The organism is Candidatus Accumulibacter meliphilus (assembly GCF_036625345.1).
Taxonomy (GTDB): domain Bacteria; phylum Pseudomonadota; class Gammaproteobacteria; order Burkholderiales; family Rhodocyclaceae; genus Accumulibacter; species Accumulibacter meliphilus.
In genome coordinates this window covers 120,168-140,516 of sequence record NZ_JAZKTZ010000003.1, presented here as the reverse complement: position 1 = coordinate 140,516, position 20,349 = coordinate 120,168, and the positions used below count along the sequence as shown (strand labels likewise).

22 protein-coding genes are annotated in these 20,349 nt (G+C 60.8%); 10 read left to right on the top strand and 12 right to left on the bottom strand.

The features are described 5' to 3' along the window. Nucleotides 1-25: 25 nt before the first annotated feature. From V5B40_RS06985 to V5B40_RS06965, 5 genes are all read right to left on the bottom strand, one after another. The gene (locus V5B40_RS06985) at nt 26-1,567 is read right to left on the bottom strand and encodes an IS66 family transposase (protein ID WP_332353770.1); all 1,542 of its coding nucleotides are present in this window, start codon (nt 1,565-1,567) and stop codon (nt 26-28) included. A 155-nt stretch (nt 1,568-1,722) separates the two neighbouring features. After that, nucleotides 1,723-2,295 (bottom strand): ATP-binding protein, encoded by a 573-nt coding sequence (locus tag V5B40_RS06980; protein ID WP_332353818.1) that lies wholly within the window; start codon nt 2,293-2,295, stop codon nt 1,723-1,725. Next, nucleotides 2,282-3,784: an IS21 family transposase gene (gene istA / locus V5B40_RS06975; RefSeq protein WP_332353480.1), complete on the bottom strand. Its 1,503-nt coding sequence runs from the start codon at nt 3,782-3,784 to the stop codon at nt 2,282-2,284. Before istA ends, V5B40_RS06980 begins: the two co-directional genes overlap by 14 nt. Beyond that, the gene (locus V5B40_RS06970; RefSeq protein WP_332353817.1) at nt 3,781-4,149 is read right to left on the bottom strand and encodes a hypothetical protein; all 369 of its coding nucleotides are present in this window, start codon (nt 4,147-4,149) and stop codon (nt 3,781-3,783) included. The genes istA and V5B40_RS06970 overlap by 4 nt, the downstream gene beginning before the upstream one ends. 670 nt (nt 4,150-4,819) lie before the next feature. Next, on the bottom strand, nt 4,820-5,311 hold the full coding sequence (locus V5B40_RS06965; protein WP_332353816.1) for a hypothetical protein: 492 nt from the start codon (nt 5,309-5,311) through the stop codon (nt 4,820-4,822). A gap of 86 nt (nt 5,312-5,397) precedes the next feature. Between V5B40_RS06965 and radC the strand changes: the two genes are divergently transcribed. After that, the gene (gene radC, locus V5B40_RS06960; RefSeq protein ID WP_332353815.1) at nt 5,398-5,997 is read left to right on the top strand and encodes a RadC family protein; all 600 of its coding nucleotides are present in this window, start codon (nt 5,398-5,400) and stop codon (nt 5,995-5,997) included. A gap of 107 nt (nt 5,998-6,104) precedes the next feature. Here the strand turns inward: radC and V5B40_RS06955 are convergent, their stop codons facing one another. Beyond that, on the bottom strand, nt 6,105-6,749 hold the full coding sequence (locus V5B40_RS06955; protein ID WP_332353814.1) for a LexA family protein: 645 nt from the start codon (nt 6,747-6,749) through the stop codon (nt 6,105-6,107). Between the two features lie 80 nt (nt 6,750-6,829). Between V5B40_RS06955 and V5B40_RS06950 the strand changes: the two genes are divergently transcribed. The 3 genes from V5B40_RS06950 to V5B40_RS06940 all read left to right on the top strand — a co-directional run bounded on the left by V5B40_RS06950 (nt 6,830) and on the right by V5B40_RS06940 (nt 8,537). Continuing rightward, a complete protein-coding gene (locus V5B40_RS06950) occupies nt 6,830-7,102 on the top strand; it encodes a hypothetical protein (RefSeq protein ID WP_043569162.1) in 273 nt (90 codons plus the stop codon). A gap of 5 nt (nt 7,103-7,107) precedes the next feature. Further along, nucleotides 7,108-7,605 carry a FlhC family transcriptional regulator gene (locus tag V5B40_RS06945; protein ID WP_332353813.1) on the top strand — a complete coding sequence of 166 codons (498 nt, stop codon included), beginning with the start codon at nt 7,108-7,110 and terminating at the stop codon, nt 7,603-7,605. Nucleotides 7,606-8,381: 776 nt separating this feature from the next. Continuing rightward, nucleotides 8,382-8,537, top strand: coding sequence for a hypothetical protein (locus tag V5B40_RS06940; RefSeq protein ID WP_332353812.1), 156 nt, complete (start codon nt 8,382-8,384; stop codon nt 8,535-8,537). 425 nt (nt 8,538-8,962) lie between these two features. Here V5B40_RS06940 and V5B40_RS06935 read toward each other — a convergent pair whose 3' ends face one another. Next, nucleotides 8,963-9,841 carry a hypothetical protein gene (locus tag V5B40_RS06935; RefSeq protein ID WP_332353811.1) on the bottom strand — a complete coding sequence of 293 codons (879 nt, stop codon included), beginning with the start codon at nt 9,839-9,841 and terminating at the stop codon, nt 8,963-8,965. A 391-nt stretch (nt 9,842-10,232) separates the two neighbouring features. Here V5B40_RS06935 and V5B40_RS06930 point away from each other — a divergent pair, with 391 nt between their 5' ends. Beyond that, nucleotides 10,233-10,544 carry an integration host factor subunit beta gene (locus V5B40_RS06930; protein ID WP_332353810.1) on the top strand — a complete coding sequence of 104 codons (312 nt, stop codon included), beginning with the start codon at nt 10,233-10,235 and terminating at the stop codon, nt 10,542-10,544. A 12-nt stretch (nt 10,545-10,556) separates the two neighbouring features. Next, nucleotides 10,557-12,734 (top strand): SF1B family DNA helicase RecD2, encoded by a 2,178-nt coding sequence (recD2, locus tag V5B40_RS06925; protein ID WP_332353809.1) that lies wholly within the window; start codon nt 10,557-10,559, stop codon nt 12,732-12,734. Nucleotides 12,735-12,913: 179 nt separating this feature from the next. On the opposite strand, the gene V5B40_RS06920 is transcribed toward recD2, so the two are convergent. The 4 genes from V5B40_RS06920 to V5B40_RS25205 all read right to left on the bottom strand — a co-directional run bounded on the left by V5B40_RS06920 (nt 12,914) and on the right by V5B40_RS25205 (nt 14,823). After that, on the bottom strand, nt 12,914-13,312 hold the full coding sequence (locus V5B40_RS06920; RefSeq protein WP_291984605.1) for a type II toxin-antitoxin system VapC family toxin: 399 nt from the start codon (nt 13,310-13,312) through the stop codon (nt 12,914-12,916). Then, the gene (locus V5B40_RS06915) at nt 13,309-13,545 is read right to left on the bottom strand and encodes a ribbon-helix-helix protein, CopG family (RefSeq protein WP_332353808.1); all 237 of its coding nucleotides are present in this window, start codon (nt 13,543-13,545) and stop codon (nt 13,309-13,311) included. The genes V5B40_RS06920 and V5B40_RS06915 overlap by 4 nt, the downstream gene beginning before the upstream one ends. A 666-nt stretch (nt 13,546-14,211) precedes the next feature. Then, nucleotides 14,212-14,457 carry a hypothetical protein gene (locus V5B40_RS06910; protein ID WP_299163854.1) on the bottom strand — a complete coding sequence of 82 codons (246 nt, stop codon included), beginning with the start codon at nt 14,455-14,457 and terminating at the stop codon, nt 14,212-14,214. 168 nt (nt 14,458-14,625) lie between these two features. After that, nucleotides 14,626-14,823, bottom strand: coding sequence for a sigma factor-like helix-turn-helix DNA-binding protein (locus tag V5B40_RS25205; protein ID WP_434735850.1), 198 nt, complete (start codon nt 14,821-14,823; stop codon nt 14,626-14,628). Between V5B40_RS25205 and V5B40_RS06905 the strand changes: the two genes are divergently transcribed. Then, nucleotides 14,764-15,066: a hypothetical protein gene (locus V5B40_RS06905; protein ID WP_332353807.1), complete on the top strand. Its 303-nt coding sequence runs from the start codon at nt 14,764-14,766 to the stop codon at nt 15,064-15,066. The genes V5B40_RS25205 and V5B40_RS06905 overlap by 60 nt on opposite strands. 234 nt (nt 15,067-15,300) lie before the next feature. Here the strand turns inward: V5B40_RS06905 and V5B40_RS06900 are convergent, their stop codons facing one another. Further along, on the bottom strand, nt 15,301-16,188 hold the full coding sequence (locus V5B40_RS06900) for a replication protein RepA (RefSeq protein WP_332353806.1): 888 nt from the start codon (nt 16,186-16,188) through the stop codon (nt 15,301-15,303). A 1,011-nt stretch (nt 16,189-17,199) separates the two neighbouring features. On the opposite strand from V5B40_RS06900, the gene V5B40_RS06895 reads away from it, so the two are divergent. From V5B40_RS06895 to V5B40_RS06885, 3 genes are all read left to right on the top strand, one after another. Beyond that, entirely contained in the window at nt 17,200-17,616 is a 417-nt protein-coding gene (locus V5B40_RS06895) for a hypothetical protein (RefSeq protein WP_332353805.1), read from the top strand. Nucleotides 17,617-17,905: 289 nt separating this feature from the next. Then, nucleotides 17,906-19,723 carry a conjugative transfer system coupling protein TraD gene (gene traD / locus V5B40_RS06890; protein WP_332353804.1) on the top strand — a complete coding sequence of 606 codons (1,818 nt, stop codon included), beginning with the start codon at nt 17,906-17,908 and terminating at the stop codon, nt 19,721-19,723. Beyond that, nucleotides 19,720-20,337: a DUF4400 domain-containing protein gene (locus tag V5B40_RS06885; protein WP_332353803.1), complete on the top strand. Its 618-nt coding sequence runs from the start codon at nt 19,720-19,722 to the stop codon at nt 20,335-20,337. Before traD ends, V5B40_RS06885 begins: the two co-directional genes overlap by 4 nt. Nucleotides 20,338-20,349: the final 12 nt, after the last annotated feature.

Here is a 20,349-nt window from a genome sequence, read left to right as displayed (position 1 = left end):
CCAGGGAGTCGCCTCAGAGGTCACGTCAGGGAATGCTCGCCGTCGGCGGGCCCTCGAAGATCCACTGTCCAAGAGGCGCAATCCGATGCCAGCCGAAGATGCGGTCTTCCAGATATTTCCAGAATGACAGCCCGTTCTTGCGACAGGTCTTCTTGAGGCTGGCGAAGGTGTCGCGGCAGCGGCGGCCCGACGGGCTACGGGTGGAGCCGCTGATCTTGCGCTTCTTCACGTAGTCGCGGATATCCGACTCGCTGAGGTTGTTGTGTAGGGGCAGCTCGGGACGTTGCAGCACGCGCAACAACTCCGCCTGGTTGCGGCGCATTCGTTTTAATGCCTGATCGAGGCTGGCATAGCCGGTCCGGGTGGCACAAAGCTTCCCGAAGCGTGCTTCGATCGCGGCGGCGGTGAGCACATCAGGCGCTTCTTTGTACGCCTTGAGCGCATCGTAGATCGCCCACAGCTCGCTGCGCGTCGAGGCCAGCGCCGCGCGTTGCGGCGCATTGAAGCCGAGCAGTTTGGCGAGCACCCGTTCGGCATGGATCCAGCACAGGGCGTGGATCAGCACATCGAACTGCCCGGCGTCATCGCTGAGGATCGCCAGATCGGGGGCGACGCCGTGCGCGACGACGGTACCCAGCAACGCGCCTTCGGTGACCACGCGGACATGGCGCGGATCCGTGATGGTCTGCTGAGCCAACAGCGCCTGCCAGGCGGCTTGACCTGTCCATGCCGCCGGTGCCAGGGAGGTGAGTGCCTGGAGTTGAGCGCCGGGCAGCTTGTGCTCGGCCATGTAGGCCAGTGCCGCTTCGTTAAGGGTGTAGGCATCGTGCCCGGCGCGGAGCAATTCCAGGAAATTGATCCGGCTCTTGCTGCCGGTGCTCGCGAACCAGGCGAAGCGTTCGTTACCGATATGCGTACAGTACCCATTTTTGCCCTGATGGCGCGCCCCCGTATCGTCCACTTGAACGTACCGGCTGCCTTGTAGTCCGGCTTGCAGCAGAGCGTCTTTCTCGCGATGGAAGTCCGTATGGCCATCGGTGATCAAGGCGCTGAGCTGCCCGGCCGAGATGTCGATCTGCCACTCCCGCAACTCTTCGAGCAATAACGGCTGCGTCACATGGGCATGGTGGTACTGATAGAGGATGAAAGCGCGCAGCTGCGGGCCGAAGTGCATACCCCCGATCTCGGTAGGCAACTGCCCGATCAAGCGCTCTCCCTCGGGGGTAACCCAGCGCTCCAGCCGATACCGGGTATTGTGCACGCCGATCCGGATGTCCTGCACCACGAAATCCTGGTACCCCTTGAAGCGACTGTTCTGCGGAACATCCGCCGCCGGCGGCCGCTTGACCGACTCGTGGATCTCAAGCTTTGCCGTCTTGTCGCGCTTGCCACGGGACTTCGGCCGGCTCCCCTTCTCCTTCCCGCTTCGCTCGCCTTCCAGCGCCGAGGGCTTGATCACCGGTTTCGGCTTCTGACCCTTCAGCTGCGCAAGCTCATCGCGCAGCGCCTGAATCTGTTCCTGCTGCCCATGACAGATTTCCAGCAGCAGCACGACCACCGGCGTCATCTCGTCGGCAGAGATATCAGGGATACGGGGTAGTGTCCGAGGGGGCTCCGTGCTCATGCCTGCAATTGAACCACGCTTCGCGAGCTGTGTCCAGCACTACCTGCAAGCAAGAATTCCAGATTCAGCGAACGGCCATGCCCGGGGTTATTGAGGAGTTACTGGCTGATCACCTGAAACAGGCCATCGGCGCCAAACTTGTCGATTGGCAGATAGCCCAATTCATCGACACAGAGGACGGCGGGTTTGAGCAGTCTGGCCATCTCGCGTTTGACCCCGCCGGTGGCCTGGGCGGCGGCGAGCGCATTGACGATATCGACGGCGGTGGTGAACAGCGTCGTCAGGCCCTGCAGGCAGGCCGCATGAGCGAGAGCAATGGCCAGATGAGTCTTGCCGACACCGACCGCACCGAGGAGGATCACGTTGCCATGGGGAGGCACGAAGTCGAGGCGAAACAGATGCTGGATTTGCGCGCGATTGATCTTCTTCGGCCATGACCAGTCGAAGCCGTCGAGCGTCTTGATGCCGGGCAAGCGCGCGGCCTGGATGCGGCGGGCAATCAGCGCCTCATCGCGGCGAGCGACCTCGCCGGCCACCAGGCCTTCGAGAAAGCGACCATGAGACCACGACTCACGGGCCGCCTGAGTCATCAAGTCCGGCGCGTGCTGGACGAAATACGGCAGCTGCAAACGACCCAGATGCTTCGCCAGAACCGCCTCAGTCATGGTCATGATCGCCTCCTGAATTGTCTTGCGGATGGTTTCCTGTGGGGATGTCCGGATAAGCGGACAAGTCCGCCGGTGGCAGTTCAATCTCCAGCAGATCCTGCCGGCGGATAAGATGTAGCGGGCTCGGTTCGGGCAATTGGCGGCGACGTGCGTCAATCAGATGGGCGATGTATTCGCTGCTGAAGGCCTCGAAGGCCAGGGCATCGGTCATCGCCCGCACGACGGCGTCGTCGCCATGAATCTCGACCAGCGCCACGATCTTGCGCACATGCGCCATCGCATTCCCGCGGCGATCGAGCAAGCCCGCGTGATACTTCTCTGCCAAAGGCGTCAGACCCAGAAAGCGCTTGAGCAGCAGCGCATCGCGCGCATGCCGACGTTGAGCGATCAAGGCCTTCGGATGATCGGGGTCCTCAATGTCCTGATGGCGCTCGAACGAACGACCATGGCGGGCGACCAATTCGCCGTCGTGATAGATACAGACGCGATCCGGATAGACCTTCATCGTCACCGGTCGGCCCGCCAGGCGGGCGGGGACCGAATAGCGATTGCTCTCGAGCGTGACCCGGAACTGTCGGTTGGCACGCACGCTCAGGACGCGGCCGACATCGAACAGGCGGGGATTGACCGGCTGCAGATGAGTGCGCTCCTCGACCCAGAGATCTTCCGGCCGGCGCTGCGTTTCGCGATGCTGGCGGACGTTGGCCACCGTCTCCAGCCACAGCCTGACGGCAGCGTTGAGCGCGCTGAAGTTGGGCAGCTCCAGGCCGGCCAGGAAATTGGTTTTCACATAAGCGACACCCCTTTCCGCGCGTCCCTTCTCATTTCCTTTTCTCGGCGCACAAGCGACGATTTCGAAGCCGTAATGGCGGGCGAAATCGAGATAGCGGGGATTGAACTGCACCGGTTCGCCACGCACATGACGCAAGACCGCACTGCGCAGATTATCGACCATGACCTTGCGCGACACCCCCAGGGCAGCAAAGGCGTTGATGTGTGCCGCCAGAAACTGCTCCATCGTTTGCGAGAGCGTGAACTCGACGTACATCTTCCGGCTCCAGGCGAGCACCATGACGAAGAAGGAAAGACGGCGCTGGGTGTTGCCCACGCTGATCGTGCCGTATTCTCCCCAGTCGACCTGGGCCGCTTCGCCGGGGGCGAAGGCCAGGGTCAGGAAGGCCTCGCGTCGGGGTGGACGTATCTTGTGGACATAGTCCTTGACGATGCTGATGCCGCCATCGTAGCCAGCATCCCGCAGCCGTTGAAACACCTGCTGGGCGGTAAGCGGGTGCGCATCGAGCCAACCGACGATGCGCCCCTTGTAGGGATCGAGCTTGCTGGCCCGCGGGACGGGCGCCCGTGGCGCATACGGGCGGTCGATCCAGTGGCGGACGGTCTTGACGTCCAGGCCCAGGCTGGCGGCGAGTTGTGGGGCCGTCAGATGACTGGCCACCCCCTCGCGAATGGCGCACCACGTCGCGTAGTCGATCATGACCGGCCCTCCAGAACAGCGCGCAGCCGCGCCAGACGGGTGTCGACCGGCACGCACTCGGGCACGCTCAGGACCTGGTACAACGGTGCGTCGTAGGCGATCAGGTCGAGGACGATCAAATCCCGGCGGGCGCGGGCCAGGCGACCGGCATCCATCTGCAAACGTCGGCAGAGGCTGGCCTCGCTGTAGTAGGAAAGGCCGCAGGCGTCGGCGACGGTGACGAGAAACAGGTACAGCGCCCAGGCGCAGACGTCAGCCTTCTCGATGTAGTGTTCCCGCACCAGTCGATGATCGAGCCAGCTGAAGTGCGCGGGCACCTGCCGCTGACGTTCCGGATTCACTAGCCGCTTCGTCGGACTGTTCATACGAGCCTCCTCGAATGTCCTGTCCCAGTTGTAGCAGCCGGTTCAGGGCCGAGGCGATGTCATCTTGTAACGTACTGCCCCAGATATGGGCGATTAAGCCAATAAGAACAGTGGGTTGAGCGTTCAAGAAATCTTGTAACGGTGGTGCCAGTTCGATCTCGGAAGCGTTACAAGATTTCTTCACTGGCCGCGCGGCCTCGGTTGGCAGGGGCACCGAGATGTCGGGCTCGAACAGCAAGGTTTCTTGTATCGCGGACTCGGCAAGCGGCGCACGCTTGCGGCGGCTGTATCCCGGGTGCTCCTGTCGCCAGGCCGTCACCCGCGCCACGGCTTCCGCTCCGCGGTGATAGTCGGCGTTCTTGGCGAGCCATTTGGCTTGGCTGGCCCGCTTGCTCGCCGCCTTGCACGCCGCCGCCCCGCAATAACACTGATGCCGCGCGTTACGCCTGTCCGGCACAAACGCCTGACCGCAATTCACGCAGGGGTCCTGCCTCTCTCTGCCCATCTCGCGTCCCCTCCTGCCTCATCACAGGACGGGCTACTACACGATCTGGAAAGAAAACCAAAGAAGACCCAAACAGCGAAGAAAAACCAGGTCTAGATCAAGCCCTCGAAGAACATCAAGAAACCCAAGAAAATCCAGTTTCACGTCCGCCGGTGGCGACCAGTTTCAGGTTGGCCGCGACAGTTCAGTCTGGAGCAGACCGAAGGTGAGGCCTACGCCGAGCCTGTCGAATCGCCCCAGTGGGATGCCGAAGCGGCTTTGGCCGCGCTCGACATCACGCAGGAGCACTTCGATTACCTGGACGGCAATGTCGAGGGCTATGCGGTTCAGCGCCGCATCGCGGTCAGTCAGTTGGCCGAGCACCCCCACTCGACGCGTTTTCACGAGATGGCTCACGTCGTTCTCGGGCACACCCTGGAAGCTGACTGTCATGACGCCCCGTCGACGCCAAGAAGTGTTCGCGAAGCCGAGGCCGAAGGCGTGGCCTTTCTGCTGTGTTCGCTCCTTGAGTTGCCAGGCCGGGATGAGTCGCGAGGCTATATCCAGTCGTGGCTCAGAGGCGGTCAGCTCCCGGAAAGATCGGCACAGCGGATCTTCAGCGCCAGCCAGAAGATTCTCGAAGCCGGCAGGCCCGTTAGCCAGCCAACCGTAACGCATTGAGTCGCAGTCTTTGAACCCCGCGGGGCGTGCATCGTCCCGCAAGGGGAGGGTGCCGTCCCGCTTTTCTATTGGAGGCACCCCAGATGATTCATTCAAGCAACCGCGAACTTCTTGCGATCGTGCTTGGTGACGAGGCAACATCGCTCGCCACGCGCTCGCTGGCCGAGCTCTTCGGGCTTCGCGCGCCTCGGCAGACCACCACCCTTGGCACAGCACAGGAGGTTCTCACCTATGCCGTGCCTGACCGACTGATGGCGGCCCGGGAACTCGTCCGGCGCGCGTTGGCGGAAGAGCTTGCGGATTCGGCTGTCAGCCTGTCTTCACCGGCGGCGGTTCGCGATTACCTGCGTCTGTTTCTCGGCGGGCAGGAGCACGAGAGTTTCGTCGCGCTGTGGCTCGATGGGCAGAACCGGCTGATCGCCGGGATGGAGCTCTTTCGTGGAACGACGACGCAGACGTCGGTCTACCCCAGGGAAGTGGTCAAGGCCGGCCTGAAACACAACGCCTGTGCCGTTATTCTGGCGCACAACCACCCCTCCGGGTATCCCGAGCCGTCACGCGCCGACGAGCTGCTGACCAGCGAGCTCAAGAACGCCTTGGCACTCGTCGACATCCGGGTGCTCGACCACTTCATCGTGGGCGACACCGCCGTCATGTCCTTCGCAGAGCGGGGGCTGATCTGACAAAAAAATACCCGTCGACCTGGCGGGTATTTTTTTGTCAGCAGCAGGCTGCAGCCGAATGGTCGAAAGTAATAGTCAATTATGAAAACGCTCGGCGAACGTAATGATCAGCGTAGCCGACCTGAGAAGACCACTGTGCCGCGGATCATGGCGTCGTGCGGCAGACGCATGATCGGTGTCGGCCAACCGGGATTGAGCGTCTTGAGAAAACGGCCTTCAGGCGTGACTACCAGCCGCCGGAAGAGGGCGGTTTCGCCATGGAGCACCACGACATCCTTGCCGTGCGAAGCGGGGACACACGGGTCGACGAAGAGGAACTCACCTTCGCGGTAACCGTCGTCTCCACGCATGGCCTCACCGAGCACCGGGAGGGCGAAGGTCTCGTCGCTGTGTTCGACGGGGCAGGCCAGCCACGCACTCTGACCGCCGTCTCCCGATGAGTCGGTGGGCAAGAGCTGTTCCCACCTCAGCACCGGCACCACGCCCCTGGCGAGCATGTGGGCGGAGATCGGCTCCCGGCCAGCCAACTGATCCGGTGTGACGCCGAGCTCGGCGGCGAGCTTTTCGAGCGTGTCCTGCCGCGGATGTTTGGCCTTCGAGCGCTCCCTGAGAATTCGGTTGATGGCCGGCTGTGAGACACCCGAACGATGGGCCAACTCGGTCTGATTCAGGCGATGTTTGCTCATCAGCGCTTCAAGGATTTCTGCCACCGGGCTGTTGCTGGCGACTGTTCTGGGGTCGGTCATCATCATGGATCATCCGATTCGTGGTTGTGCCATGCCTAAAGTGTAATATATAATGCGTTCATGTGGCAACTTTATGATTGTCTATCATGGAAAAGCGCGACGTACTCAAAATCAACAGGCAGTTTCTGTTGCTCACGCGCCAGCTGGCGCGTGAGGGAAGGGCGGCAGAGATCATGACCGGCTTACCCCGTGCCGTGATCGAGAAGGTGGCCTCGCTCGACATGGACGAAATCGACGAGCTGGCGGAGACAGTCCCCGTGTCGCTTTACACCTTCCGATTGACGGACTCGGCGCTTGAGCGGCTGCTGCAGATGCCCAGGGATGCGAAAAGCACCTACGCCGAAGCCACACTTCTCTAGCCGTCATGTCGGCGCTGCTTGCCCCTGATGAGTTGGAAAACAGCAGGGTGGCCCACGAGCTGATCCGGTTGCGCCTGCGCGTGCCGATCGTTCATTACCTGACGAATATCCATCCGAAACCGCTGCGGCTTCGCTGGCGGCAGATCCACGGGGAAAGTCCGCACAACGGGAAACTCCCGGACTCCGTCCGACCCTTCATCATCAACCCAATGATGCTGGCCAAGCTCTCCAGTTTCGTCGCGCTCTACAACCGTCTTGACGAGGGGGATGGCCGGTCGGTCACCGCAGCGATGTTGTTGTCGGCATGGGAAGTACATGGCCGTGTCGGCAGCGGTGGCCTGGACATCAATGCCGCGTGGTACGCGATCAGGGATGTGCGATCGAGAATCGTCGGCTGGCAGCGTTGTGCAAGGTGTCAGGCCATGTACATCTACGAGCCCAATGTGTCGCATGCGCGCTCGTGCCCGTTCTGTCGGCTGGCGCTGGCCAGATCGCGATGCTGACGTTTTCTCTTGAAGGGTGAAGGTTCAGCCGGTGAGGGTGATGTCGCGCCAGGTTTTCGGATCTGGGTTGCTCTCGGCAAGACATAGCGCAGTCGCCAGCCTCGCGGTGGAAGGCAGCGATCAGGTCGCGAAGCACAGGACTCGTTTTCGGGCGTCACCACGAGATGGATCGATAGCGGAGGAGGGCCGGTCCTCAGATGGTGTCGGCACTGCTGGTGGTCAGCAATTGACCCGAAGGCGACGCGTGCATCGAGGCATGTCGTCGAAAAACGGTACCAAGAGTTCGAATCCCCGGCGTCCCGCCAGGCCAGCAGCCCGCAACTGCCTGCACCAAAAACGATCGCCCCGCTGAACGCCTTGTTCCGCGGGGTTTTTCGTTTATACCTGTTGACCTCGCCTACCCCACAAATGTCATTTTTTGCCGATTTTGGCGTCTTACGGGCCGTTTCTCTCGAAACCTCGTGACTTCGCGATTTTAGTGCAGAACTTTTAAGCCGTTGTTTTTGCTGTAATAAACTGGCATGGCTTGATGGGTGGTTTTCGGGCATATCGTCGTTGGGTCAGACAGCTACGCCAACGCGAACTTTCTGGTTGGTGACGGCCGGCCAAGGTGGCAGCGTAGCGTTAATACCTAGCCACATCAGACACTTACGTACGCCCCCCCCTTTGGGCTCGTGAGTCGGCGCCGCGAGGCGTTTCAACATTCTCGCAGCCCAACGCCTTCATCTGCTCGCTTGCGCGCGTGAAGCGTCGCCTGGCCAGTCATGCAATATACTGTGCATCCATACAGCTTATTGGCGATCGGCGCCCTTTTTCTTCCGCCCTACCTCTCCATGATTTTCAAGGTCTATCTGATGCGCATCGGTGGTCGGCGTCGCCCGTGGCGCGACATCCTGAACAGCGTCGCCTACGTTGGCGACCTGCGCACGTGACCGAAAAACGTGGCGATGCCATCTACACCCAAGCACTGCTCGTCAGCGCCGGGGCATTGGCGCAATCGCCAGCTGCCCGCCCTCTATGAGCCGGTGTTGGTGACAATCGCGCCGATGGCGATCCAACTCCGTGGATTCGAGCGTATGAAGGAGCCCGAGGGGTTCTACAGCGTCGTCCAGGAATGGCATTGCGTCGCACCGTAGCGGCCCGACCCTACGAGGCGCGCCCAGGGCAAGTGCCGGACGTCCGTGAAATGCAGCGACCTTCCACTGCTCGGCCATCGCTGAATTTTGGAAGCGGATGGGATATCCACGCGGCTCGCCGGCGTGCCCTATCGATTGGCGAAAAACAGTGGGCTATCGTCCCCGTACACATCCGTGGATCTTATGCTTGGGGCGGATGAGCCCGATCAAATTCTCCGCACCTATTTCGTCGGGGGCAACACGAGTTGAGGCTTCAGTGTCATTTCCAGCTCAAACTTGCGTTCGTCAATGAGTTGTCTCAGGAAGGCTTCGTGCTCTTCTTTAGTCTGCAGCGCTTCTAGTCGCTCAGTCTCATTCTCGTCGAGTTCCAGTGTTGTCTTGTACTCTATCGCCGTCACCGGATCGGTTAGGAAGACGTCCGTCGAAAGACGCCGGCGACGCACGTTCATCCGAGCCTTCGAGAATTGACTAAGGTCGATCGGTTCTGCACGGCCAAGAGCCGGGTTGAACCTCATCGGGCGGATAGCAGCACGGAACTGCAACCCTTTCACCATTTCCATATCCACCGTGCGAGCTTTGTCTCGCGGCACATGAATTGCGCCGGGGCGCTCAATTCGCGGGAAGGGCTTGTAGGTGCTGCGAGCTCCGATATCCACGAGGAAGCCCCCCCAGAAGTTGATGACGTTGGTCAGAGCTTCTGGCACGTCAAGTTCCGAACCGTCCTCAAGTCGGATGACCACAATCTTGTCTACGTCAAAATACGTACCAGCATCATCTTCGTATGCGACGCTTACCATGAGTTCGACAATATCCTCTACTCGACGAACTCGGGGGGCTCCCTTGTTTAGCTCGCGGTGTTTAGCGACGTTAGAGACATCCTGGACAATTCCGTAATCGGGGCAACGGAGCGAGGCCTCAGAGACCGACAATTTATGTGAAGTCGGCAAGTGCTCGCGAAAGTGATAAAGAGACGTCGCTGCCACAAGCGCTGCGCGCAGATCATAACTTGAGCCAAAGGGCTTACTCTTCCTGGCTTCGAGATAAGCCAAGTAGTCAGCGACGACGGTGTAGTAGAAGTAACTGTTTAGCGTTTCAAACATGCGCAAGTTCAAACCAGCCGAAGCGGGATGCTTCCGCTCGCTATTGTCCTACTTTCAACGCTGGAGAACGAGTGATAGCGATGATCTGGCATAGGAACACTCGGCGCCATTATGACCCAGGGCCTGCTGGTGGCAGATGAGAAAGAAAGGGGAGCAGGTCAACACGGTCGAACCAGCCGTCGGAACGCGGTATCCGTCCATTGTGCGTGCGCCTGCAACGGCTAACAAACCGCGTGTTAGGGCAAGTTGGCGAGCGGCAGCGTCACCCGCGTAGCGAACCTTCCCGACACCGAAGATCGAACGGCTCTTGGAGAGCGGAGGCGAAAATCGACCTTCCCGATCTCGAGGTGACGATGGGGAGCAACACCAGCCCAGACGGTAGAATGCCGACATGACTCGCACTGATTTGATCGCCGCCGTCGCATCGCGCTTTCCTACCCTGACGGTGAAGGATGCCGACATCGCGGTAAAGGAAATCCTCGACGCCATCGGGAGTTCTCTCGCGCAAGGCAATCGAGTCGAAATCCGTGGTTTTGGAAGCTTCCGCCTGAACCACCTTCAAGCAAGGACCAGCCGCAATCCAAGAACCGGGGCCGCGGTTTCGGTACCCGCGAAATATGTACCCCACTTCACCGCTGGCAAGGAACTACGGGAACGTGTCCAGGCATCAGTCAAGGACATACCGCTGCAGCAGGCGGCCTGACGACCACCCTCCATGTCTGACGCCGCCGAACTCGACCGCCTCGCCGGCCTCGTTGAACGCGTGACCTTCCACAACGAGCAGAACGGTTTCTGTGTTCTGCGCCTCAAGGTGAAGGGCGAGCGAGAACTGATCACCCTGATCGGCCACGCCCCCGTCGTTTCTCCCGGCGAATACGCGTCCGCTTCCGGCAACTGGGTCACCGATCGCGAGCATGGTCGGCAGTTCCGCGCGGTGTTCGTCAGAATCTCGCCGCCGACCACCTTGACCGGGATTGAGCGCTACCTCGGTTCAGGCATGGTCAAGGGAATCGGCCCGGTCTATGCCGGCAAGCTGGTGAAATCCTTCGGTGCGGCGGTGTTCGACGTCATCGAGCAATCCCCCGAACGTCTTCGCGAAATTCCCGGCATCGGTGAAGTCCGCGCCAGAAAGATCACCTCTGGCTGGGCAGACCAGAAGGTCATTCGCAGCATCATGGTCTTCCTGCACGCGCATGGCGTCTCCACCTCGCGAGCAGTGCGCATCTTCAAGACCTACGGCCCAAGCGCCATCGACATCGTTCAGGAAAACCCTTACCGGCTCGCTCAAGACATTCGCGGTATCGGCTTTCTCTCGGCCGACACGATTGCCCAGAAGATCGGCATTGCCAAAGATTCTCCCCTGCGAGCCCAAGCCGGTATCTCCTACGCACTGACCGAAGCCTCGGGCCAGGGCCACTGCGGGTTGCCCTATGCCGAACTGGTGCCCCTGGCGGTGAAGCTGCTCGACATCCCGGAATCCATCATCGAAACGGCGATCGCTCAGGAAATCGCCGAAGAGGTACTGCTGCCCGACACCGTCGAAGGTCGGCCCTGCGTGTTCCTGGCACCGCTGTATTACGCCGAGCGGTCGATAGCCGCCCAAATTCAGCGTCTTGGTACGGGCGGGAGTACCCTGCCAGAATTCGATGCCGACAAAGCCATTCCCTGGGTCGAGCAGAAGCTTTCCATCCACCTGGCCGATAGCCAGAAAGAAGCCATCCGTCTCGCCCTGTCTTCCAAGTTACTGGTGATCACCGGCGGACCTGGCGTCGGCAAGACGACCTTGGTGAATTCGATTCTGACCATCATGACTGTCAAGGGCGTCAAGCCGCTGCTGTGCGCGCCCACCGGACGAGCAGCCAAGCGTCTCTCCGAATCGACAGGACTCGAAGCCAAGACCATCCACCGCTTGCTGGAGGTCAATCCGCTCAACGGTCAGTTCAAGCGCAACGCAGACAATCCTCTCGAATGCGATCTTCTGGTTGCCGACGAGTGCTCGATGATCGACGTGCCTCTGGCGAACCAGCTACTCAAGGCAGTGGCCACCAGCACGGCGATGATTTTGGTGGGTGATGTGGATCAACTGCCCTCGGTCGGTCCCGGACAATTTCTCACCGATTTGATCGACTCCGGCACAGTTCCCGTGATTCGACTGACTGAAGTGTTCCGACAGGCAGCGACATCACGCATCGTTCGCAGTGCCCACCAGATCAACCGGGGCGTCTTTCCCAGCCTGCCCGAGAAGGGAGAAGCCTCGGACTTCTATCTCGTCGCCGCCGAGGAGCCGGACATCATCGCGCAAACCGTGGTGGATTTGGTGCAGACCCGCCTACCCAGGAAATTCAAGGTCGATCCGATCCGCGACATCCAGGTGCTTTGCCCGATGAACCGGGGGATCACCGGCGCCCGTGGCATCAACGAAGCCTTGCAGGCGGTGCTCAATCCGCCCGGCGAGCACAGTGTCGATAAGTTCGGCAACCGCTTCAGCGTGGGCGACAAGGTGATGCAGATCGAAAACAACTACGACCGGGATGTGTTCAACGGCGACATCGGTTTCGTGACCGGGGTTGATCTCGACGAAGAAGAACTCGCCGTGGCCTTCGATGGCCGGGTGGTCAGTTATCCGTTCGGCGAACTCGATGAACTGGTGCTCTGCTACGCAACGACCATCCACAAGTCGCAGGGTTCCGAGTACCCGGTGGTGGTCATTCCCATCTCGACCCAGCACTACATGATGCTCAAGCGCAACCTCATCTACACCGGGATCACGCGTGGCAAGAGGCTGGTGGTGCTGGTCGGCCAAAAAAGAGCACTGGCCATGGCGCTGAAGGGGGAGCAGGTCGAACGGCGCTGGTCGAAACTGAAAGAACGTCTGCTCACGACTGACCGATAGTCGAGCTGCCACGCTCGCGTTACCGGGTAAGTCGCGTGGGGTCCTCGCTGCGGCGGGCTATGTCCCCTCGGGACAAAAACCCGTCTGATGACGTCTGTAAGTGCCTTTGCCGCTTGCCGATATTCAAGGCGCCGATCGCAGCAATGTCACGTCGGACTGGTCGTCGGCCGTCTCGGACTTCATCTCCAATCCTCAACCTGCAATCCGCTGACTCGTTTGAACTCGCCAACATTCGATGTAACCACCACCAACCCACGCGCCAGCCCTGTGCCAGCTATCAGGACATCGTAAGCGCCGATTGGCTGACCCTGGATCTTGAGCGCCGCACGAATTGCTGCGGCTGCCTGTGCATCAGCTTCATCAAACGGCAGCGTGGCGATGGTCGAAAAAAACGCGTCCAGTATTGGCGCCAGCTTCTTTGCGCGCTCGGTGTTGAGCGCCAGGCCGTAATCAACCTCCATGCGCGTAAGCGCAGACATGCCAATCAGATTCGGCGGTGTGGCTTTGACGCGCGCCAAGACGCCGGGTTGGCCTTTGACGAAATCAGAGACCGTGCAGGTGTCGAGCAGATACTTCATGCCAGTGGGTCAGCTGCCGGCGGCTTGAGGCGGTCCCTGCCTGCTTCAAATAGCGGCATGTCGGCCATACCCTTGAAGGCAAGTAGTTCAGCCGGCCATTGGGGTTTGCCGCGCCTCTTCAGCCACTCGCTCACTGCCTGGCGAACCAGCGCATTCCGGCTTTCACCAATCTTTTTGGCAACTTCGTTGAGCTGCTGGCCAGTTTCGTCGTCAAGGTAGATGTTGAAGTTCATGGTTACGGCCTCCACACGCATAACTGCTTTATATGTTATGTGAAGGCGGTTTGAATTGGAAGGTGTCCGAGTGTGATTGCGTAACCACGAGTATGGAGTAGCAATCCTGACAGGCCGGTTGACAGCCGAAATTCAGGCGGGGGATTCAAGGTGAACTTGGTTCATTCAATGGTCACTCACGGGAAATAACGCTGGTCCAGTGTCCGCAATGGAGGCGCGACCCCACTGTCCCTTGTAGGCCGTGACTTGCCCGATGCTCAGTCAGACCCATCGGCTGCTATGCGCTGCATTGCTGCCGATGGGGAGAAAAATCTGAACGGATCCTGAGGGTCGAAAGGGCGAGTAGCGCTTTCGGGTAAGCAGCCACTCGGATTGGTCTGCCCCGACTTATCCGCCGGACCTGCTCGAACGGCAACAATGTGGCACAGCTGACGCTCAAGGCGCCTGCCCCAATGACCGCGGTGGCCGACGACCGGCCCGACGGCGCACAGGACAAAGTGGTTGGTCTCCGAGTAGCTGGCTGCCGTTCGGGACGCTCAATTTCTTGGGGCTGGTATGGCCGCTCCCTGGCTGTAAGCCGACTCCTGTAGATCAGCCTTGATCGGGGCTGCTGCCGTTCTCGCCGCCTGGCATCCAAGCGGTGGTGCAACAGGTGGCCGCCAGCTCTCATGCGACTGAAGACAGCGCCATCTTGATGCGTTTCAGGCCACTACCGACGGTCTCTGCCAACTTGGCCATGCTTGGATCGTCGAAAGACTGGTCTACCGTCCATTCGCAGAAGGCAGCCATGTACGCGGCGCGGTCGACAGAGAGTCGTGAGTCGGCCAAGCCAGCCTCGATAATGGGGATGAGCGCTGCGGCGGCTCTGAGGCGACTGATTTCGGGGGGCGAGGGCGGGATCTGTTTGGGCATTCCAATATTCTACCGAGGACCAAGGCTCAAGGATCCTCGGCGTGGTCATCAAACACGACACTTCCCGCAGCGATCGCGCCGCGCCCGTAAGTTCACAGGTGGTAGCGCCTGTGCTTACTGCTGCTCAGCGTTGGCGCGCTGCCGCGCGAAGCTCCTGGGTGACCGAGTTCAGGGCACGTCATTGGGTGCGCCCAAGTCGTGGCTCAGCCGACGGCTGCGCGCCAAGACAAGGATTTGCCGGAGCGTTGCTTCAACCGCATTTCGATTTCTTGGAGCCCCACACTTCAGGCGTGCGCGTTCTTCCAGTTGCCTGACGCGCTCCCTCGATACGCCAAGTTCATCGCCAATCTCCTGCAACGTGGCCACGTCGCCGTCCAGCCCGAGGCGGCGGGACAGGACGAGGAAGTCGCGGCTCCCATTGCGCAGGCCCTGAAAGCAGGTGCTCACCGCGTCGACCACTCCGTCGCATGCGTCAGCGACAGCGTGTTCCCGGAAGTGTCCGATCTCCTCTGCGCTCGCGCCAAGTCGTTCGAGCAGGACGCTGAGTCGAGTGTCTTCACCATACACGGCTGCCGACAAGCCGTTCACCGCTATCACTCGCCGCCGTAGATTGGCCGCCATCGCCCTTGAGTCCTTGTCACCTTGGCTGTGCAACGCATGGCGCTGATCCGCCGCAGCGAAATCACCCGGTCCATCCGTGGTTGTTCTCGCCGCAGACCGCATCGAATACCCATGTGAAATTGGCGCTACGTATGACGATTGTAGGGGGCGACGAGTTATCGCGCCACAGCAGCGCGCGCCGACGAGAAGGATTCGGATGAAAAAGGCGCCGACTGATCTAACCTACAGCGAAGACAACCGAGCCCCGCCGGTATGACGAATATGCAAGCGGCTGGCTGCCACGAGGAGCCCTGTTTTCTCGGCCGTGACGTCGGCCTCCGGGTAGAACAGCAAGGTTTCCTCCAGCCGCTGGAGAAAGCGCTTCTTGAAATCCAGCAAACCGCGCGGTGTATCGCTGTAGTCGGCGCCGAATTGAAGCTTCAAGGATTGCCAGGGGATGAGGGCACTGGGGTGACGGGTGACACGCAGGACAAAGATGCGGTAGACGAGCCAGGAATAGATGTCCATCGCCAACGGCGACTGGGAGAGCGCGTGCAGCACGCGCATGTCGATCGGTACCGGCGACTCGGTGACGTTGCGAAAGAACGCCCCCGATAGCTTGAGGGTGCTCTTCCAGCGCCTCTGGTCGTCAGGCCGTTCGGGATCCCAGAAGAAAAAGGCCTCGTCGGCGATCGCCATGTTTTGCAGACAGAATCGCCCCTGCCTTTGAAAGACGATCGACAGCACCGAAGAAAACAGCTTCATGGACTGCTCGCGGAGCCGCTGCCCATCGCGGCCATCGGTTCTCATGCCGAGCTTGTGGAGGAACTCGTTCTGGCTTCTTCCGAGGTCCAGCCGCGGGCACTTCGTCTTCACGGCTTCGGTGCAGATCCACGCCAGAACCAGCCGGGGAACCGTGCCGAAGGGCAGGCCGATTTTCGGGTCGGCGATAATTGATAGCGACACGGCACCGCTTGTACGTTCGAACGATGACACGCCGGGGTCGGTGTGCGGCAAGGTGGTCTGAACCAGCGCCTGGCCCATGAAAGCGAGCGACTCGGCATCGACCTCGACATCGCTGATCTCGAAAGCGATGGACATCAGCTTGTCGGCGCGCGCGACCCTGGTCACGGGAATACCGCTCCCTGGATGCCGGACAGAAGGTGGGGCCGCCGGGATGGAATCGTGAGAAGGGGGGATTGGGGGCTGGTTCGCATGCTGTCACTGTTGCACCCTGCCGGCCCTCGGTGCAGGCGAAAAGCGTCCAGAAAGGTGACTTTTTGGACGCAAGGCGTGGGAAGACGTCAGATCGCGAAGGGCTATGGGCCGCGGAGCTACGGTACGCGGCAGCCTGAATCGCTGTGGAATCGGACGATTCGAAATCCACAGTCGAGATTCCGGGTGGTGACGGTGCGTGTGATGGACGCTGACGCTGATCGTTTGCCCCTCGTGGGCCATACGCGCAGCGAGACGTCTTGCACGGTGGTGGCGTGAAGGCTTCTCAGGCAGCACGTTGCACGGTGACCGTTTCACAGCCTGCACAACCCTGCCGCGGTGAGGTACCGATCTGGCCATCCCCGCCTGATTGCCACGACCGTGGTTTTTCTCCTGGCAGGCTGCTTTTCGCTTTTTTTGCCCTTTTCAACCTCGATTCCGCTGCACGTAACTCGGCGCGTTGGTTCTTCTGCGGCTCGAACGGCGCGGCGGCAGGTAGTTATCCACAGGCGCGACCGCCCCTTACTTGTAAATTACTTGAATTTACTTGTTTACTACTTGTAGACCCCCCTCAAACCCTTGCCACGCAAGGCCTGTAGCCGAGGTCGTGAGACAGGTTTCACGTCGTTATGAGACAGGTTTCACGTTAACTGAGACAGATTTCACGTGGATAACTTTTTCCCTCCTCTGAAAGTCCCTTGTAGCCTGGGTTTGCGGCGAATGGCGTTTGAGACAGGTTTCACGTGGATAACTCCTCTGAGGGGCGATTTCTGTGGATAACTTTTTCCGAAAAGCGGCGCGAAAGGACGCTTTTCGGGGACTTGCATTTTTTTAGCCATCCGTAGAATCGTTCTGGATAGCGTCTCGATCGGCGCCGCTCGCGGTGGATCGGGAGGTTGCAGGGCGCTCATTACGGAGGAGAAGAACATGCGCAACGAACAATCCGGACTGATCACATCCCTGGCGTCGCACTGCTGGCGCCTCTTGAGCTTTCGTGGTGACTGGAAATCCATGCCGGACTCGGCAGGCTTTGTCTGGCTGGCTATGGGCGCGACACTTCTCAGCGGCCTGACGGAACAGCTCGTCAGGGGCCGGTCGCTGGACGTAGCCGTCCTCAGCGCCGTGGTCTGGGCGGGATTCATTCTCGCCGTTTCCAGACACGGCGGGATCTTCAATCGTCGGTTCGCCGGCGCTCTCGCCCTGCTGTCGATCGGAATCGAGGGGCTGCTAGTGCTCACGATCTGGATTCCGGCGGCCGAATGGCCGGTAGCGATCTGGGCCGGCGTTGCCGTCATGCACCTGCTTTTCCAGGCCAACGACGCGGGTGCGGCGGCAGGGCGCTAACGCCGGTTAGCATCGAGCGCCGTTTTCCTCCGATGACAACGCCGGTCATCGACTTCAGTGCAATGATGCGCACAGGATCGGGCGGCCAGCTCCCTGAGCCGCTGCTTCTCAGGGATGAGGGCGACGCCGATCGCTGGCCCGACTTGGATCAGTCCATCGTCTTAGCGGTGCCGACGAGCCAGCCCGACCATACGTTCGATCCTGCGAAGCGGGTCATGGCACACGCCCAAACGTGCCACAGAAGAAAGCGTGCCGGCCATCCGTCGGCGCCATCGTCGAGGAGCGTGTGATGGCTGCCTCCTCGCCCTACGACTTCGAGGTCCCGTGGCGCCCCAACTTTGAAGCCAAAATGGCGCTGGTCTGGGCGCTGGCGTCGGCCCTGATCATCGCCTTCTCCTGGGCGGTTCCGTTGTTCTCCCAGTTCTCGGCGCTGCTCGCCGTCGGATGTGCTCTCGCCGCGGCCTGCCGCGGTTACCAGGCCTACCAGCGGCTGCTGGATGCCTCGCGTCTGCGCTCGTTCGGCAAGGCGTTCATTGATCTCGGGGAACTCGAAAAGAAGGCTCACCAGGCCGCTCAACGGCAGGCGCTCTGGCTGGGAACAGGGTTTCCCTGGACCGACATCGAGGCGAGCAAGCTGCATACTCTGATTTCACTCGGCGTCGTCAGGACGCTCGGCAAAGCCGCCCAACAGACCGAGGGCGCCTACTGGGTCCACGGTCTCGCCCCCGAAAATGACCTCTATTCGGAACTCGCCCACCTGGTCGGGCACACACTGATCGTCGGCACGACCCGTGTCGGCAAGACACGCCTGTTCGATCTGCTCATCGCCCAGGCGATCTTCCGGGGCGAGACGGTGATCATCATCGATCCGAAGGGCGACCATGCGCTCGCCCGGAATGCCCGCGCCGCGTGTGACGCCAGCGGGGCAGGGGAGCGTTTCGTGTATTTCCATCCGGCGCATCCCGATCGATCGGCGTGCATCGATCCCTTGCGCAACTGGAACCGCAAGACCGAGCTGGCCAGTCGCGTGGCGGCGTTGATCCCCTCGGAAACCGGCGCCGACCCGTTCACCGCCTTCGGCTGGAAAGTGCTCAACGACATCACCAACGGCATGATTGCCACCGGCCACCGGCCGAATCTGGTGCAGCTGCGACGCTACGTCGAAGGTGGCCCCGAGAGCCTCCTGCAGCGGGCCCTGAAAGTTCATTTCACTCGACAGGTAAGGGACTGGGAAAGCCGGGCCGCGTCCGATATCCGGCGCTACAAGGATCGGCTGCTGGAAGCCTACATCGCCTTCTATCGGGAGATCGCCATCCATGAAGCGCAGTCGGTGGATCTCGATGGCTTGATCTCGACCTACGAGCACAATCGCGAGCACTTCCAGAAGATGGTCGCCTCCTTGATTCCAATTCTCTCGATGCTCACCAGCGACCCCCTGCAGGCGCTCCTGTCACCCGACTTCGAACCCGGCCACGAGCGGCTGGTGACCGACATGTCGAAGATCATCCACGCCAATAAAGTGGTCTACATCGGTCTCGATTCGCTGGCCGACTCGACGGTAGGCAGCGCCATTGGCTCGATCCTGCTGGCCGATCTCGCCGCCGTCGCGGGCGACCGCTACAACTACGGCATCGACTCGCTGACGCCGGTCAATCTGTTCATTGATGAAGCCGCCGAGGTCCTCAACCAGCCGGCCATTCAACTGATGAACAAGGGCGGCGGCGCCGACTTCCGAGTGACCATCGCGACGCAGACCTTTGCCGATTTTGCCAGCCGACTCGGCGACGAAAACAAGGCCCGCCAGGTGCTCGCCAACACCAACAACAAGATCGCCCTGCGCGTTCTGGATTCCGAAACGCAAAAATACCTGGCCGAAGGCATGCCGCAGATCAAGGTGCGTTCAATGGCACTGCGCTACGGGCACAACGTCGATAGCCACGTGCAGGACGAATACACCGCGTCTTATCAGGAACAGATCATGGAGGCGGAGGCGGAATTCTTTCCGGCGGCGATGCTGGGTGAACTGCCGCCGCTGCATTTTATCGCCCGGCTTTCGGGCGGCCGGACGCTCAAGGGACGGTTTCCCATCCTGCTAACGCAGCCATGAGGGCGGCGCGCACGGAGAATGCCTGGAGTACCTTCGTCGCCGTCGCGCTGTTTCTGGTGATGGCGGCCACCTGGGCGCTCATTCCGCCGGCAGTGATCCGCAACGCCTGGATCGCCGAGCGGGCTGAGGTCGACGCGATTGCTGGCAAGGGCGAGAGCGATGTCTACGGTCGTACCCTGGACGATATGGAAAAATCGCTGGCGTCGGATTTTCGCAGCTTCATCATTGACGCTCAATCGACAGGGCAGGGACCCTTTGGGAGTTCCGACCTCAGCGCTTGGGCGCAGGGCCGGATCGTCGCGACCTGGTTGTGGATCGGCCTGGTCGCCTACCGCCTGCAAGTGTTGATGGGATGGCTGGTGCCAGGGATTCCCTTGGTGATGGCGGCCTACAGCGACGGCCAGCTCGTGCGGGAAATCCGCAAGTATTCCTTCGTGGCCCAGAGCCCGATCCGACACAGCCTCGGGGTGCGCGTGCTATGGGCCGTTCTGGTAGGGCTTGCCGTCTGGATAATCGTGCCGTTGCCGATGCCCTCGCTGCTGCCACCCTTGTTGATCGTCTCGATCTCGTACGCCCTGTGGCTGTGGGTGAGCAATTTGCAGAAGCGGCTTTGAGGGGTGTGCCAT